The sequence below is a fragment of the Levilactobacillus sp. genome, from assembly GCF_022646225.1.
Taxonomy (GTDB): domain Bacteria; phylum Bacillota; class Bacilli; order Lactobacillales; family Lactobacillaceae; genus Levilactobacillus; species Levilactobacillus suantsaiihabitans.
In genome coordinates this window covers 39,424-55,274 of record NZ_JALCJA010000003.1, presented here as the reverse complement: position 1 = coordinate 55,274, position 15,851 = coordinate 39,424, and the positions used below count along the sequence as shown (strand labels likewise).

General features: G+C 51.6%; 10 protein-coding genes. 6 read left to right on the top strand and 4 right to left on the bottom strand.

From position 1 onward, the window contains the following. Window positions 1–376: 376 nt before the first annotated feature. Together LKH74_RS05240 and LKH74_RS05235 are read right to left on the bottom strand one after the other, a co-directional pair. Window positions 377–646 carry a hypothetical protein gene (locus tag LKH74_RS05240; protein WP_287708555.1) on the bottom strand — a complete coding sequence of 90 codons (270 nt, stop codon included), beginning with the start codon at window positions 644–646 and terminating at the stop codon, window positions 377–379. A 553-nt stretch (window positions 647–1,199) separates the two neighbouring features. Beyond that, a complete protein-coding gene (locus LKH74_RS05235) occupies window positions 1,200–2,150 on the bottom strand; it encodes an aldo/keto reductase (protein ID WP_287708554.1) in 951 nt (316 codons plus the stop codon). Between the two features lie 288 nt (window positions 2,151–2,438). On the opposite strand from LKH74_RS05235, the gene LKH74_RS05230 reads away from it, so the two are divergent. The 4 genes from LKH74_RS05230 (at window position 2,439) to LKH74_RS05215 (ending at window position 6,163) form a co-directional block, all read left to right on the top strand. Next, window positions 2,439–3,197 (top strand): ABC transporter ATP-binding protein, encoded by a 759-nt coding sequence (locus LKH74_RS05230; protein WP_135367353.1) that lies wholly within the window; start codon window positions 2,439–2,441, stop codon window positions 3,195–3,197. An 11-nt stretch (window positions 3,198–3,208) separates the two neighbouring features. After that, entirely contained in the window at window positions 3,209–5,017 is a 1,809-nt protein-coding gene (locus LKH74_RS05225) for an FtsX-like permease family protein (RefSeq protein WP_287708553.1), read from the top strand. 36 nt (window positions 5,018–5,053) lie between these two features. Beyond that, complete coding sequence (locus LKH74_RS05220; RefSeq protein WP_135367355.1) at window positions 5,054–5,425, top strand: GntR family transcriptional regulator; 372 nt, start codon at window positions 5,054–5,056, stop codon at window positions 5,423–5,425. A gap of 333 nt (window positions 5,426–5,758) precedes the next feature. Then, window positions 5,759–6,163 carry an iron-sulfur cluster biosynthesis family protein gene (locus LKH74_RS05215; protein WP_125576434.1) on the top strand — a complete coding sequence of 135 codons (405 nt, stop codon included), beginning with the start codon at window positions 5,759–5,761 and terminating at the stop codon, window positions 6,161–6,163. An 81-nt stretch (window positions 6,164–6,244) separates the two neighbouring features. Here LKH74_RS05215 and LKH74_RS05210 read toward each other — a convergent pair whose 3' ends face one another. Next, window positions 6,245–7,966 (bottom strand): hypothetical protein, encoded by a 1,722-nt coding sequence (locus tag LKH74_RS05210; RefSeq protein ID WP_287708552.1) that lies wholly within the window; start codon window positions 7,964–7,966, stop codon window positions 6,245–6,247. Window positions 7,967–8,352: 386 nt separating this feature from the next. After that, window positions 8,353–9,198, bottom strand: coding sequence for a hypothetical protein (locus LKH74_RS05205; protein WP_287708551.1), 846 nt, complete (start codon window positions 9,196–9,198; stop codon window positions 8,353–8,355). Window positions 9,199–11,082: 1,884 nt separating this feature from the next. Between LKH74_RS05205 and LKH74_RS05200 the strand changes: the two genes are divergently transcribed. Together LKH74_RS05200 and LKH74_RS05195 are read left to right on the top strand one after the other, a co-directional pair. After that, the gene (locus LKH74_RS05200; RefSeq protein WP_287708550.1) at window positions 11,083–12,447 is read left to right on the top strand and encodes a collagen binding domain-containing protein; all 1,365 of its coding nucleotides are present in this window, start codon (window positions 11,083–11,085) and stop codon (window positions 12,445–12,447) included. Window positions 12,448–13,414: 967 nt separating this feature from the next. Continuing rightward, entirely contained in the window at window positions 13,415–15,208 is a 1,794-nt protein-coding gene (locus LKH74_RS05195; protein ID WP_287708549.1) for a heavy metal translocating P-type ATPase, read from the top strand. Window positions 15,209–15,851: the final 643 nt, after the last annotated feature.

Here is a 15,851-nt window from a genome sequence, read left to right as displayed (position 1 = left end):
TAATCGAAGGGCGCTGATGCTGTGGGAAACGTTGCTGACATGAGAAGCCTTTCGCCCCAGCGTTCCAACCCATATTTGGCGAACGGTAGGCGGCCAGTAAGCGCAATGTCGACACCAACTTTAAATAGCCGAAACGTGCGCCAACAGGCAGCTGGTTCCGTTTAAAACTGATAAGCAAACAATCTCAAACCGGGATTATTCACGTATCAGCCTTAATGCTCGCCAGCTAACCGCCTTTTGGCCCACTCTCCTACTATCTTACCAGTGTGAGAGGGGATTACTAGGCCCAACACCAACCCACGATACCCAAAAAGCCGGTCTGTCTGTGTCCAGGACAGTCCGGCTTTTGGCGTTGATTAGGGGTGAAGGGTAATCTTTAGGCAGTGTGGGTAGTCCCGGCTTTGCGGTAAGCCAGGTAGAACTGGATGATGGCTAGGACGACATTGATCCAGTTGACCGCGGTGAACCAGCCAGTCAAAACGGCCACGCTAGCCGCGCCGTAGAAGACCCAGAAGCCCAAGATGATTGCAACCACGTTGATCCAACCAAACCATTTCATCAACTCTTGGTTGCCAGTCGCAAAACAAGTCCAAACGCCGTTAACAACTAACCAAGCGGCAAGAATCCAAAAAATAGTGGTAAACATGATTAAAATCCCCTTTCCATATCTTCGAGCGAGTACTTACTCGCCCTCAAGAACAACTTCAGTTTACCACCAAAATAGAAAATGGCAACCCCTTTTTGTAAAATTTTTTTCCAAGGTGTTGCGGCCTTGGTGTGATGGGATTAATGACCAATCCAAGACCGCAGATTTTTATTTTCCGACAGAGCAGGTTAGCGGGAAATCTTATCAGCAAATTAGCGTTGATATGATTGTCATAGCGGCGGTACGCCTGTTTTAACGGGAATGCGCCGCTCTGCCGGAGGAGGCCAGGGGTGGAGCTAGCTGTGTCGACGGTGTTGGCTGAGGTCTTTTCTCAGCCTACAGCGTGGGGCGACTTGGGAGACTCGCGGTTTTGCGAGGCTTTCAAGCGAACCGGAAGCCCGCTCTTGGGCTGGAGGTGTCCCCCATAGCAGGCGGAACCCCTGGCAGCCGCAGGCACGGGTCTAAGTCATTTAGAGTTAAAAAAACGGCGCCGACCAACTGGAAAAACCAGCGAGTCAGCGCCGTGCGTTGAAATTAAGATTTAAATCGGCTGTTAAGGCAGGTAGTTGCCGGCAGCGAAGTAGATGTCGTACCACTCCTGCTTCGTCAGGTTAACGTCGGCTCCGGCCGCGCTATCCTTGATGTGTTCAGGGTTCATGGTGCCCAGCAGGACTTGAACGTTGGCTGGGTGCCGCAGAATCCAGGCAGTCGCAATCCCATTCTTGGAAACGCCGTACTTGTCGGCTAGGGCTTGCAGCTTGTCGTTTAATTCAGGGAACTTCGGATCGTTGATGAACATGCCTTCGAACAACCCGTATTGGAATGGGGACCAGGCTTGGATGGTCACGTGCTTGCGCCGGGCGAATTCTAGCATGCCACCGTCCGTGACGGCTGGGGAATCGTCCATGTTGACGCGTAGGCCTTCAGTAATCATTTGGGCGTGGGCCACGCTAAATTGTAATTGGTTGAACATTAACTTTTGGTCCACAGCTTCTTGCACCATTTCGTATTGTTGCACGTTGAAGTTGGAAACCCCAAAGTGGCGCACCTTCCCTGACCGTTGCAGGGTGTTGAAGGCGTCGGCGACCTCTGCGGGTTCCATCAGTGGGTCCGGCCGGTGCAGCAAAAAGGCGTCCAGGTAGTCTAACCCGGTCCGTTCCAAGATTCCATCGACGGCGTCCAGCAGGTGTTGCTTGGAAAAGTCGTAGCGTTTCCCGAAGACCAGGCCATCGTGGCTGCGGCTTTGATCCAAGACGATGCCGCCCTTGGATTGAATGTAAAAGTCGTTGCGCGACAAGCCAGACTTGGCCAGTGCTTCCTTGAAGACCTTTTCGGATTGCCCGTCGCCGTAAATGTCGGCGGAGTCGATGTAGGTAATCCCGGCTTCATGGGCGGCTTGTAAGGCCTTGGCGGCATCATCGACTGACAACGTGGCCATGCGCATGATGCCCAATGCAACGGCAGAGGCTTCCCAGTCAGTGCCGCCTAAGCGTAACTGTTTCATTGAAAAAACTCCTTTGCTTACAAAATGTCAAACAACTGTACCCTTTAAGTGTACACAAAACAGGTCGAGAATTCACGTCTCAGCCTTCACCGGGGCGAAACCGTCACGGGGGTGGGCGGACTTGCTGGGAGAAAATGGGCTGAACAGGGGTGCCGAAAGCTTTCCACCAGTTGGGTACAGAAATGTTCAAACACGTTCGATTAAAAAAGGATTGACAATTTTCCAAGAACCGTTATAGTTAATTACACAAGTAACTAACTAACACACTAACGAGCGGGGGATTTTAACATGACAACCAATACAGTGGTCAGTGTCAGTGACCTGGAAAAAACGTATGGCAAGCCCAATGAGCGGCAATACACGGCCTTGAAGGGCCTGAACTTTACGGTCGCGGCGGGCGAATTCGTCGGCATCATGGGGGCGTCCGGTTCGGGGAAGACCACGTTATTAAATATGTTATCAACGCTGGATACACCGACCAAGGGCAACGTGGTGGTCAATGGCCACGACGTCACGCAGATGCGCGGTAACCAGCTGGCAGATTTTCGGGCGCAGGAAGTCGGCTTCATTTTCCAAGACTTCAACCTGCTGGAAAGCCTGACGGCCGAGGAAAACATCGGCCTGCCGCTGGCCTTGAAGGGCACGCCGTCCAAGGTAATGGACCAGGCGATTCACGAGGTGGCGGAGACTCTGTCGATTGCCGACCTCTTGCAGAAGTACCCGGCGGAATTATCCGGGGGGCAAAAGCAACGGGTCGCAGCGGCGCGGGCCATCGTCCATCATCCGGCCATCCTGATGGGGGATGAACCGACCGGGGCGTTGGATTCGACCAGCGCGCGGGAATTGCTGGACCTGTTGACGACCATCAATGAACGCCAACAGATGTCCGTCTTGCTGGTCACCCACGATCCGTTTTCGGCCAGCTTCTGTCAACGTATCCTGTTCATCAAGGACGGTCAGATTGGCTCCGAACTGCGGCGCGGCGACCAGGATCGGCGCGAATTTTACCAACAAGTCCTCAATGAACTGGGCACGTTTAACGAGTAGGGGGAACCGAGATGTTAGGAAAATTAGCTTTGGCCGGGATCAAGAACCGGCGGCGAGACTACTTGGTCTTGCTGGCGGGACTGACCATGTCGGCCGCCATCTTCTATATGTTTGCCAACCTGGCGACCAACCAGGCCTTCATTAAGGCCAACGGGGCCATTTCGTCGGCCAGCGCCGTCTTTGGCTTCGGGGCCGTGTTGTTGATCTTGATCACGGTGGTCTACATCATGTACGCCAACAGTTTTCTGCTCAGCATGCGGCAACACGACTACGGATTGTTCATGATGCTGGGCGCCACTCGCAAGCGCGTCGGTGAATTGGTCTTCTTGGAAACGCTGATCTTAGGGACCGTCGCCACGGCGATTGGGATTGCCCTGGGGTTACTGATGAGCAAGTTTCTAGTCGGCTTCTTGTTAAACGCCTTGGGTCTACACCTGAGCCATTTGACGGCCGTTTACCTGCCGGCCATCGTGGCCACGGCGCTGCTGTACGTCGGCTTATTCATCTTGGCGTCGCTGTTCAACTTGGTGCGACTGACGCGGACGACCGTTTTGAAATTGCTGCACAGCGATGAACTGGCCAACCAGCCCAAGGTCAATCCGGTTCGGCAGCTGATTCAAGGCGTGCTGGGCATCGTCTTCTTGGCCATTGGCTACTGGGCGATGGCTGCCATCACCGACCTGAAGCTGACGGCGATTCCGTTGGCGTTGGTCACGATTACGTTGGGGACGTACTTGTTGTTCCGGGCGACGATTTTGACCATCATCCGGGCGTTACGACGCACCAGTTGGGCCAAGAAACGGTTGAACGGCTTCTTGTTAGGCCAATTGAATTTCCGGGTGCACAACTATACGCGCATGCTGACGATTGTATCCTTGCTGTTTGCCATGGCGCTGGGGGCCATCACGGTCGGCTCCGGCTACCACCGCCAATTGCCACTGATGGCGGAGAAGACGGGGACCTACACGATTGCCGTGCACGATGCGAACGCCCACGAACAAAAGCTGATCGACCAGCTGGACAGTGCCTACACGGCGACCTACACGCAAAAGCGGCAGGGCAAGACGGTCTACTACAACGCCGCCGAGCTGAAACGCCAACCGGTCGAACAACGCGCCTACACCAAGGCGGGGATGGCCAAGCACGTGTCCCGCCAGTCGTTTAGCGAATTCAAGAAATCCGGCATCAAGGACCTCGACTTCCTCAGCCTGGCTTTGGGCAAGGTGGGGGCGTACACGCCGAAAATCTTGTCAGCCGCGCAGTTCAAGCGCCAGGCTGGTCAAACGGTCACGGTCACCACGGTGCGCGTCAAGCACCTGGCCGCGGACCTGCCTACGCTTAAGCGGTTGAACCGTTTGGAAACGGCGCGCTTCAGTCAACCAGCCCAGATGACGGTCGGCAACTACCAAAACTTTGTCCTGGTCCTGGGTATCTTCGGTGGCTTGGAATTCATCGGCTACTTCTTGGGAATCGCCTTTCTGGCTATGTTGGCGTCTTGCCTGATGTTTAAGATCTTGTCCGGCGCGCCCGGCGACCAACGACGTTACCGGATGCTGTACAAGGTCGGCGTGCGTCACGGCCTGATGCGCCACGGAATTGCAAAAGAAATCGGGATTTTATTCCTAATTCCTGGTATCATGGGGATAATCGATGTTTTGTTCGGTCTACAAATGTTTAAGCCGCTGATGGCAGCCCCGATGAGTCCCTACCAAGGAATTGGCTGGACCTTCCTGATCTTTATCGGGCTGTACGCCATTTACTACCTGATCACCTTGGGCCTGTACTGGCGAATCGTGCTGCCTAAATCCACGGACGCGTAACCGACAAGGCAAGTTTACAAAGAATGTGGGAAAAATATGAATTTTAATTTTGATAGTCCGGAACCCATCTACCTGCAGGTGGCCGAGCAAGTGGAAGAGGCCATCTTCACCGGCATTTACCGGGCGGGCGAGCAGGTGCCGTCGACGACAGAGATGTCCAAAGAATTTCATATTAATCCAGCCACGGTGCTCAAAGGGATGAACCGGCTAGTCGCAGCTGGCATGCTGGAGAAGCGGCGCGGACTGGGGATGTTTGTCACCGCCGACGCCGAGAAAATGATTCGCGAGAAACGCCGCGCGGAATTTTCCCAGCGCTACGTTGCGGGCTTTACCAGTGAGGCCAAGAAGCTCAACTTGTCCGAAGACGAGCTGATTGCGCTGGTCAAGCAGAGTTACGAGGCCGAGTAAGCGGGGGCAACGGGCAAGTTCTGGCCACTAACTGATGAGGCCAGAGGCCTGCGTCAGCTAGGGATTCCGCCTGCTATGGGGGATACCTCCAGCCTGGGAAGCGGGCTTCCGGTTCGCTTGGAAGCCTGGCAACACCTGTTGCGCCGCATGTTGGCCATTTGAATTTCGGGCACTAGAGCTTGGGGGACAACACCTCAGGCTCTTTTTGCATCGCGGCCAAGGCACAGCACTTTCTTTTAGTAAGCCAATCAGTTTACATTTCAGCCGGAATGCGTTATAAATAGTTGTGTACAATTAAGTAGTTATGAACGGCGTAGAAAGAGGGACTTGATTATGGAAATCACAATTAAAGATGCAGCGAAGGCTTATTTAGACCAAAACGTTCAACCAGACACGGTGCTTTTGCTGACGCTGGATGATGGCTCGAATCAGTACTCCACGTTGGGTGGGAGCTGTGCCATCGGCGACAAATTCCAGTTTGTGGCTCTGACGCAACAAGACCCGAAGTACAACATTCCCGTCACCAACAACGCCGGCTTGAACCTGTGGACCAACGCAGACACCGAGCTGTACTTGAACAACGGCCTGATCTTGGACCGCGTCTTCAACCAGTTATCCTTGCGCGATGACACGGGCATCTTGGACAGCGCGGTGGGGATGATTGAATACACCGCTGAAGAAAAGTCCAAGCTGGATTTGAAGAAGGAAATGCAAACGTTAGGCACGCGAATCTGCTAGTGTGCTGCTGGGCGCTTCCGGGGATGACCCGGGGGCGTCCTTTTTGTTTTTAGAGAGTTGTGCCACAAACGGTTCTACTGGCTAGGGGAAGGGCAATACCCCTAACTCTCCGCAGCGAAAAACTTTTTTTACGTGTTCAGTCAACACCTGTGCCACGGCATGGTCGTGGTGATCGAAATCAATGAAATACCCCTTAATCTGTTCATTCTTCAACGTCCATTTCGCCGTGTTGGAATTCTTGGTTTGCCACTTACTTGAGGAAACCTTTCGCTTAGCAGTGACATGGTTGTTGAAGCTGGTGTGCTTCATGGCTTGTGCCTTCGTGGTTTGGGAGGCAACATAGAAATTGTAAGTCTTGGCCGCTTTGTAAACGTTGGCCGTGGCTTTAAAGGTGACCTTATTACCTGATTTTGTATAAGTCCACCCCTTAGGTGCCGTGATTGACGCAATGGTCGTGCCGCCTGGTAAGGTATCCGTAATGGTATACCCCTTACCTGAGTAGGACGCCTTCTTCGTCTTCTGCTGAATCTTCCAGGTGAACGTCTTCGTGTAATCCGCTAAGGCTGACTTCGTTGCCGAGTAGGTTGACGGCTTGCCCGATTGCGGACCGACGTATTTCTTGGGGGCGGGTTGCTTGGGTGTCTTAGGCTTTTTAACTTTATACTTACCACCATTGATTTCTAGAATATCTGAACGGGGTGCGTGACCACGCCATGCAAAAGAAATCGTGGCATTCTTGTATTTAGCCATAACCGATTGTTGAGGGTCGCCACCCTTAAAGTCTTGCAGTGTATTCATAGCACTTCTTTTAATAACAGTTGACTTCTTAATCCCGAAAACATGGCGTTTAGCTAAGGACATATCGGCTGATGAGGCCTTTGTCCCACCATAGTTACCGGCCATTGTCGGTTTACTAAAGCTTAAAATACGCTGTGCATAACTGTAGTGAATCCCGTTACCCTCTACATGGAACCAGGGCGATTCCATTTCCATAAAGTTAATCCCAACTTGATTTTCGTCATCTAGTGGAATTGACTTCTTACTCTTCTCATAGTACAGGTGAATATGAAAAGTAGCCCCAGTGGTCTGAGTAGATACCCCAGTAACTTTATGCAAATTCTTTTTCTTTGGAGTTGCTGTCGTATCGCTGTTATAAATCCCTTTAGTATCAGCATACGTATAACCTTTGCCGGGATTCTTCGGTAATGATAAGCCTAACTTATTAGTAAAGAAGTAAATTGTATTTACACCCTTTTGACCGTATGGTTTACCCATCAAGGTAATCGACATACTAACGACTTTCCCGTTAAACTTCCCAACATTGTGGTAATAGACGGCGCTACCCTTCTTGTTTTTAACCATAGCCGCACTAACGCGTGCGGCTGGTGAAATGCTGCCAACACGCGAACCGGCTGTGAAGTCGACCTTCGTTTTCTTATTGAAAGTTGGATAGAATTGCGCGCGTACATTTTTGCTAGTTGGAATATCGGACCAATCCTGATTATTTACATAACCACCACTACTAATCTCAGAGAAGTAGGTTGTAAAATCAGAGTATGAAACACCGTTATATGACTTTTTACTAAAATCAGCATGGGCTGTTTGTGATGGTGCCATACCTAGAAAAGACACAGCTGCTAGAGCCGTGATTGATACCCCCAGGCCTAAACGACTCAGGGTCTTTAACTTAGACTTGAGTTGATGATTTTGTCGTGGTGCTTGTGATTCTGAACCTCTAGGAAGTCTAGTCGAATCTTGAGTGACGTCAAATAATTTTGAACGTTCTCGTTTGTCATTGAACATTTTCTCACCCCTAATTATGTATAATTGATTTAACCTCAAATAAAATTGAGGTAAGTGACAGATACGTTCAGCTTGATACCCCAACGGTTAGAAGAAACAAGGGAACCCCTAAACAACTTAATCGATCGATCGTAAAAGAATCGGTTTGTTTTGGCTAACCTCTGATGAAACTAAAGTCAGTGATTAATTGATTTGAGGATTGTTGTTGATACCAAGCTAAAAATACCAACACTGTAGTAATCAAGTGTTGGTATCAAGTCATTATAGACATCAAAAAAGCAACCACGTTCGATGTGGTTGCTTCAATGAAGACGAATACCCCAGTTGGTTCAGCCAACCTAGAGTATAGTGACGTCATATTTAATTAAAGTCGTGTTGATACGGGATTATTTATTGGCAGCTGCTTTTACTACCTTGATAGTCGCAACAGTACTCTTGGATGCTCGTGAGTACTTGTAGGTTGCCTTCTTGTGACTGTGCTTGACAGTCTTGCGGTTGGCACCGTAAACCCAGACGTGCTTAGCATGATTAGCCTTAACTTTAACTGAGAAAGTCCGCTTCTTTGAAAGCTTTACCCAGTTATTGGTCTTGTAAGTGTGAACATGAACGTACTTAGTCGTCTTACTACCCTTATATTTACCAGTAATCTTAATCTTCTTAGCGTTCTTCGAAGTCTTCGTTGCTTTTAAAGCGTAAACCTTCTTAGTAGCTTTTTTGGCTTTCTTCGTTGACTTTTTAGTGGATTTTTTCTTAGTTGTTGTTTTCTTTGAATGGGCTTTAACGATTGAAGCGACAGCGGCTGAAGAGTTCTTTTGACCATTACCAGCTTTAACAGCTTTATTAACTTTTGATTTGTCAATCTTAGCACTATCAGAGTAATGACCCGTAGAACTAATTTTCACACCGGTAAACTTACTTAATGCTGCAAAAGCAGCAGCCATTGACTTTTTATCTGATTTTGTTTTCGCGTAAGTATCACTATATGCGACATCAACCTTATCAAGAACTGAATCTGCTTGCTTTTGAGTTAAATTATCGTTCAGCCAATATGCAATGCTTAATTGGATGTCCCTGTTCATTGGATGTTTGACTCGGGTCATACTCGTATCGAAGGGAACTGAGGCTTGAGCAGTAACATCACTGCCAACGCTCGTAAAGGTTGGGACTGCAATGCTTAACCCCATAACTGCGGTCATTAACATCAGGGTCGATTTTAATTTGTTGTTTTTCATTTTGTTCTTCCTCCATCTTTTTTCGTTTTTAGTTGAGTCATTTCATCGTTTTAGTTGTTATTCTTGGGTCAGCCTCATTGACCAACATGATAACTATACCGCGTGTTGCCCGGTTTGCAAACCCATTGTTGATTTTTTGTGAGAAAAGTCATGGTGACGTGTGCTGGTGTTGATGGCGGATTGACGCGTCACTGATTGGCGTGACGTGTTTGTTGAGAAGCGACCAGTCACTGTCAGATAACCACATCCTCGACCGTCAATGGGTCAACCGACTTGAGGTCAATGTCATCGGCAGTCTTGGATTGTCCCGCGTCGTTGGCGTCAAGGTCGGTAGCGTCAGTGTTAACGAACGAATTGGTCAGGTCATCGACCGTCAAATCAAAAGTCTGGTCTTAGGCAAAGAGGGACCCGGGAACCCGGGATGTCCAAGTGACAACGATCTGGTCAAGTTAACCACTCGGAAAAGGGGTCACATGAGTTGATGAATCCAAGGTAACAGGACTTCAAACTAAAACTCACCCCCAATCCACGGACAATCCGGAATTCCGGAATGGTCCCCCTGAACCGAAATATAGAAGTTGGGGTGGTCATTGGCATTTCTGCGGATGGCTTCAAAAGGATATTTTAAAATTAACGACAGAATTGACTGGAGGTCAAGAAACTGTTCGGTAGAGTGGGGGATGATGAATTCTGGCCCTACATTAGAAAAATTGAGATGACAGTGAGCGTGATTATTTCCCCGCCAGATTAGCACATAGCGATTTCAGTGTTGCTAGTGAGAGATTCTGCACGTTCCCCGGGTCATTTGGCCAATGAACTGCCGTGATCAGCGGAAATAACGTGACCCCAGAGCGTGTCGACTTCGCCGAAGACTGCGGCGTCGCGAATACCCCCTGAAAAAATCAGTTACGCAACGATTGGGTAGGGTTGATGGCGACTATGCGGATTGAGTTGGATAATACCTGTTCGGTGGACGGCGCTTACATCGCAACGGCAGCGCTATGGTCCTGGTGGCCGTACCCGCGGTGACTATACAATTCCCGTTAACCTGTAGATGACTGCGACGGGTTTAGTTTTAAACTAACAGTCAGACTGCCTTGTACCTGGTGTTACCTAACTCAAGTGTGTGAGCCGACAACTTTAAATTCGCGAGCCGCACGTGGCTTAAATATAAAAAGCCAAATCTGAGAACAGCTCGCGAGCCTAGATCAGGGTAGTCGCATTAACCGCTAGTAAACTTATGAAATCGTCGAGTAAGTGGCCGATAGTTCCGCGAACCTCAAAAAAAGGGCAGTCTTTGCCAATATCAAAGAGTCTAATAGTTATAAGGGTTTAAGGTGGATTCCATCCACCTCTGTAAATGCATGTTGGTCGAATTGGTTGCGTTAGCCTACAACTTTAAATTCGCGAGCCTCACGTGACTTAAAGAAAAAAGCCAAATTTGAGAACAGCTCGCGAGCCTAGATCAGGGTAGTCGCATTAACCCCCAGTCAACTGATGAAATCGCCGAATAAGTGACCGACTGCTAAGCGACCCTAACGGAAAGGGCAGCGAGTGTCTCTCCCAGTCATTTACAGGTGCGACAAGTTTAAGGGCGACGTCACCCATTCATCCAAGTGCGTGTTGGTCAATTTCATTGCGTTACAGTTCAAGGTTAAATTCACGAGCCTCTTCCCCAAATTGCTCAGACTACCCGAATGTGCTTTCGCCAGCAACCTAGCTACGGCGATTCTGAAAATAGCCAGAACAGGCACCAATTTTACGCCAAAACGGATAAAATCGTTAACCGGCTAACTTATTTAAAAAGTTGGGCGACACCGGTTGTCAAGGGGGTGGCCGGGCGCGTATACTCAAATTACGTAAATGTTACGGGAGGGGATTTTTTTGCTTAAAAATAGTAAAGTTTGGCGACTGCTGATTGGCTTGCTTAGTTTAGTCGTTGTATTGGTGGTCAGCCAAGCGGCAACACCGGCAAAGGCGGCCACCACCCACAACGGGGCTGACTTTACCACGTCTGCTAGTGTCACGAACGGCCCAGATTTCAAGCACGTGGATACCATCGACATTCAGTACAACTTGAACTTTGGCAACACGCCGATTCACGATGGCGACACCATCACCCTGGACTTTCCCGCCAATTTGCGGGGCAAGACACCCGGGGATACGTTTGACGTGATCGACCAGGACGGCACGGTGATTGGCAAGGCGGTCGTTTCCGACACCGGCGTGGTCATCACCATGAACGGCGCGCTGGAGGGCAAGACCAACGACAAGCTGACGCTGAACCTGGCGACCAAATACCGGGGTGACGACTACGGCGAACAAAACGTGGTCTTCCCACTGGAAAACGGTGGCAGCAGTACTTCGACCATCAACATCGTCAAGGACGAGGCCAACCTGTCGAAGAAGGGCGTCATTCAAGACAACGGGACCATCAAGTGGACGATCCTGGTCAACCGCCAAGAAGTTGATCTGGAGAACTTGAAGGTCGTCGACACCATTGGCGACAACCAGGAACTGATCGAGGGTCTCACCGTCAGCAATGCCCACTGGACCAGCAAGACCCAGTACCAACGCGAAAAGCCAGCCTTGACGGAAGGTACGGATTATAACGTTACATACAATGGCACCACCGGCTTCGATGTGGAGTTTACCGACACCGTTTCCAACCTGATTGCCATTGATTACTACACCAAGATTACGGACGAGACGTTGACGAACTCCGGGTATAAATTTAGAAATAAAGCCGTCATGAGTTGGGGCGGCGGTACCGGTGACGGTAAATACTCCGAACAAGCCAACGGGAGCGTTTCTTCGTCTAACGGCAACAGCGGTTCCGGGAGCGGCGACGTGAACGAGACCGACGAAGAGGACCCGGATGAAGATACCGGAACCATCGACGTTGATGGCGGAACCGAAACGGACGAAGAGGAAGCCGCCCGTGAAGAGGAAGAAGCCAAGGAAGAGGCCGCTAAGGAAGCCGACAAGGACGCCAACCAGAACCAGGCGGCTAAGGAAAAGGCGGCTAAAAAGGCTGCCGCAAAGAAAGCCGCTGCGGCCAAGGCCAAGGCAGCTGCCAAAGCCAAGCACGTCGCTCCAGCCACGGCGACCCAAACGGCTGGCACCACGACCACGCACAACACCAAGTTGCCGCAGACGCGTGAGGCCAACGCCACCACGGCCAGTCTGATGGGCGTCACAGCCTTACTGGTCACGCTCGGTGGCGCTTGGATTCGTCGGCGCTTTTAAGTGAAATGAATTTGCCAAGGCATTAAGCGAGTCAGTGAACTGGACGGGAAACCGTCTGGTCGCTGACTTTTTTGCTACTCGGGCTGCGCACTAAAGACGTGACCAGTTATTCGCTCGGGACCGCGCGCATGAACCGCTCCGGCGAATAAGCGCTGTGAGTTTCGAACTGAAGGTTGGACCTAAAATTAACGCGCTGATTGCCGTAATGACGGTGTTTTGACATCTAAAATTGCTGAAAGCAGGCGCCTGCGTCAGCCAGGGTTCCGCCTGCTCTGAGGAACGGCTCCAGCCTGAGGGGCGGTCTTCCGCCTCGCTTGAAAGCCTGGCAAAGATCACCAGTCTCTCAAGTCGTCCTGCGCTGTAGGCTGAGACAAAACCTCAGCCAACACCGCCGACACAGCTGGCTCCGCCCTGGCTGCCTCCGGTAAGTTGGCAGTTATCAGCAACACTGTGTTAATGAAAGATTAGTCGTCAATGCAGCTGCTATCTGGGGTTAAGACAACTGTCACTAATGCACACTACCGTAGCCGAGAGTTCGCCAAATATGGGTTCAGCCGTGGGAGTTGTCTTAGCGGCGCGGTTCATGCCGCTTAGACAACTGGCGTCTTTGAGACGCGACCTTCGGCTCAAAGCGAGGTGTCGAGACCGTCCTTTGGCTCGACCCGTCCGCCCCAGCGTTCCAACCCATATTTGGCGAACGGTAGGCGGCCAGTTCGTATGATGTGGCTGTAAACGACTATTTATGACGCCATGAATCGCATGCTAACAGTAGTTCCAGCTGATTTCCATCTTTCAACCTTCAGTTTTGAATTTTCCAGAATAATTCACGTTAAGGAACGGAGCTGCAACAGGTTCAATACCTTTTTTCATCCCCACCAGCAGTACTGTTAAGCCGCCTAATGTGGCAAAAATCACAAGCTCTGCTATACTCAACTTAGAAGAAAAAATTCACCGGGGAGGGGATTTCATGCAACAGCTGCGTGAGTATAAACGATTCTGGTTCGTCATCATCTTAGGGGCCTTGGCCTTGGTGCTCCAATTTGGCGCGCACCAAGCGGGCATTGCCCAGCTCCTGATTACGGGACTGGGGATTTTGCTGGCACTGTTGATGTTCATCGACATGGTCAAGACGTTGCGGTCCGGTAAATTTGGGGTCGACCTGTTGGCGATTACCGCGGTGATTGCTACGCTGGCTGTCGGTGAGTACTGGGCGGCGCTAATCGTGTTACTCATGCTGACCGGGGGCGATGCGTTAGAGGACTTTGCCGCCCGCCGCGCCAACAGTGAGCTACAGGAACTCCTGAACAATTCTCCCCAGTCGGCCCATAAGGTGACTGGGGAGACGATTACCGACGTGGCCATTCACACGGTTGAAGTGGGGGACCGGTTGCTGGTCAAACCCGGTGAGGTCATGCCCGTCGATGGTACGCTGGCCACGGGACCGACCACCGTCAATGAGTCGTCACTGACTGGGGAAGCACGGCCCATCGACAAGCAGGTCGGCGACACGGTGATGTCCGGGAGCGTCAACGGCGAGGCGTCCGTTTACCTGACGGCCGACCAGACCGCCGACAACAGTCAGTACCAAAACATCGTTCGTCTGGTCAAGCAAGCCGAGGAACAGCCGGCCAAGTTCGTGCGGATGGCCGACCGGTATGCTGTGCCGTTTACCCTGCTGGCCTACGTGATTGCCGGCATCGCCTGGTACGTGGCAAATGACCCCGTGCGGTTTGCGGAAGTGCTGGTCGTGGCCTCGCCGTGTCCGCTGATTTTGGCGGCGCCCATCGCGTTGATCTCGGGGATGAGTCGGGCCAGTCGGAACGGCATCATCGTCAAGACCGGGACCACGCTGGAGAAATTGGCGCAGGTCAAGACGTTTGCCTTTGACAAGACCGGGACAATTACCCAAGGAAAATTGGTGGTCGACCAGGTCGTGCCGGCCACTGCGGTGACCCCGGCCACGCTGCTCCAACTGGCGGCCAGTGCGGAACAGCACTCGGGCCACGTGTTGGCGCAATCGTTGGTCGCGGCCAATTCGGAACCTTTATTGCCAGCCACGGACGTGAAGGAGACCACGGCTCAAGGCGTTGAGGCCCAGATCAAAGGCCAAGTCGTGCGGGCGGGGAAGGCCAGTTTTGTGACCGACCAGACCGTCGACCAGCCGGACCAAACGGCGGTGTACGTCTCGGCGGCGGGCATTTATCAAGGCTACGTCAGCTTTAGTGACCAGGTGCGGCCCGAAGCTGCCGAAACCATGACGACGTTGCACCGTCTGGGGGTGGACAACCTATTGATGATTTCCGGGGACCGTCAGCCGATTGCCGAACAGATTGCCGGTGAGGTCGGCATCGACCAGATTCACGCCGAATGCTTGCCAGCCGATAAGATTCAGGTGCTGGCAAAGCTCCCCGCGACGCAACGACCGGTCGCCATGGTCGGCGACGGAATCAACGACGCACCATCTTTGGCCACGGCCGATGTCGGCATCGCCATGGGTGCACACGGCGCCACGGCGGCCAGCGAGTCGGCGGATGCGGTGGTGTTAAAGGATGATCTGACCCGTGTCAGTGCGGCCCGCAAGATTGCCCACGACACCATGCGCGTGGCCCGGCAAGCCGTGATGATCGGGATCGTCATCTGTACGGTGTTGATGCTGATTGCCAGTCTCGGCGTGATTCCAGCCATCATCGGTGCGGTCTTCCAAGAAGTCGTCGACACCGTCACCATCCTCTACGCACTACGCGCTCGGACTGATCGGTAGGAAAAAGCGTGTGCCACCAGGCGGTTAACTGGCGAGCATTAACGGTACTAGGCGGATAACAAAAGGTTGAAAGACGAAAGTCAGCTGAAACTATTGTGATCATGCGATTCATGGCGTTAAAAGTAGTCGTTTACAGCCACATCATGTGAACTGGTCGCCTACCGTTCGCCAAATATGGGTTGGAACGCTGGGGCGGACGGGTCGAGCCAAAGGACGGTCTCGACACCTCGCTTTGAGCCGCAGACCACGTCTCAAAGACGCCAGTTGCCTAAGCGGCATGAATCGCGCCACTAAGGCAACTCCCACGGCTGAACCCATATTTGGCGAACTCTCGGCTAAGGTAGTGCATACCAGTAATGGTCGTCTTAACCCTAGATAGTAGCTGCATTGACAACTAGTTTTTAATTAACACAGTGTTAAGTGGAATCAGTTGCCTGCCGGTGCACGTTTCGACCATGAGGCCATTTTGAGGCGTGAATTTCGGCTACCAGTGTGCGTGCCAGATAACGTTTGGCTTGGCCCTCGGTGGCGGTTAACCCGTCAACTGACTTCCAGTCAAGGCGTTAGTCCTACGTTCACGTCCTACTTTTACTAACGAAATTCGCGGCAGATTTGTAACCCCTTTATTGAGAATGCTTAAGGA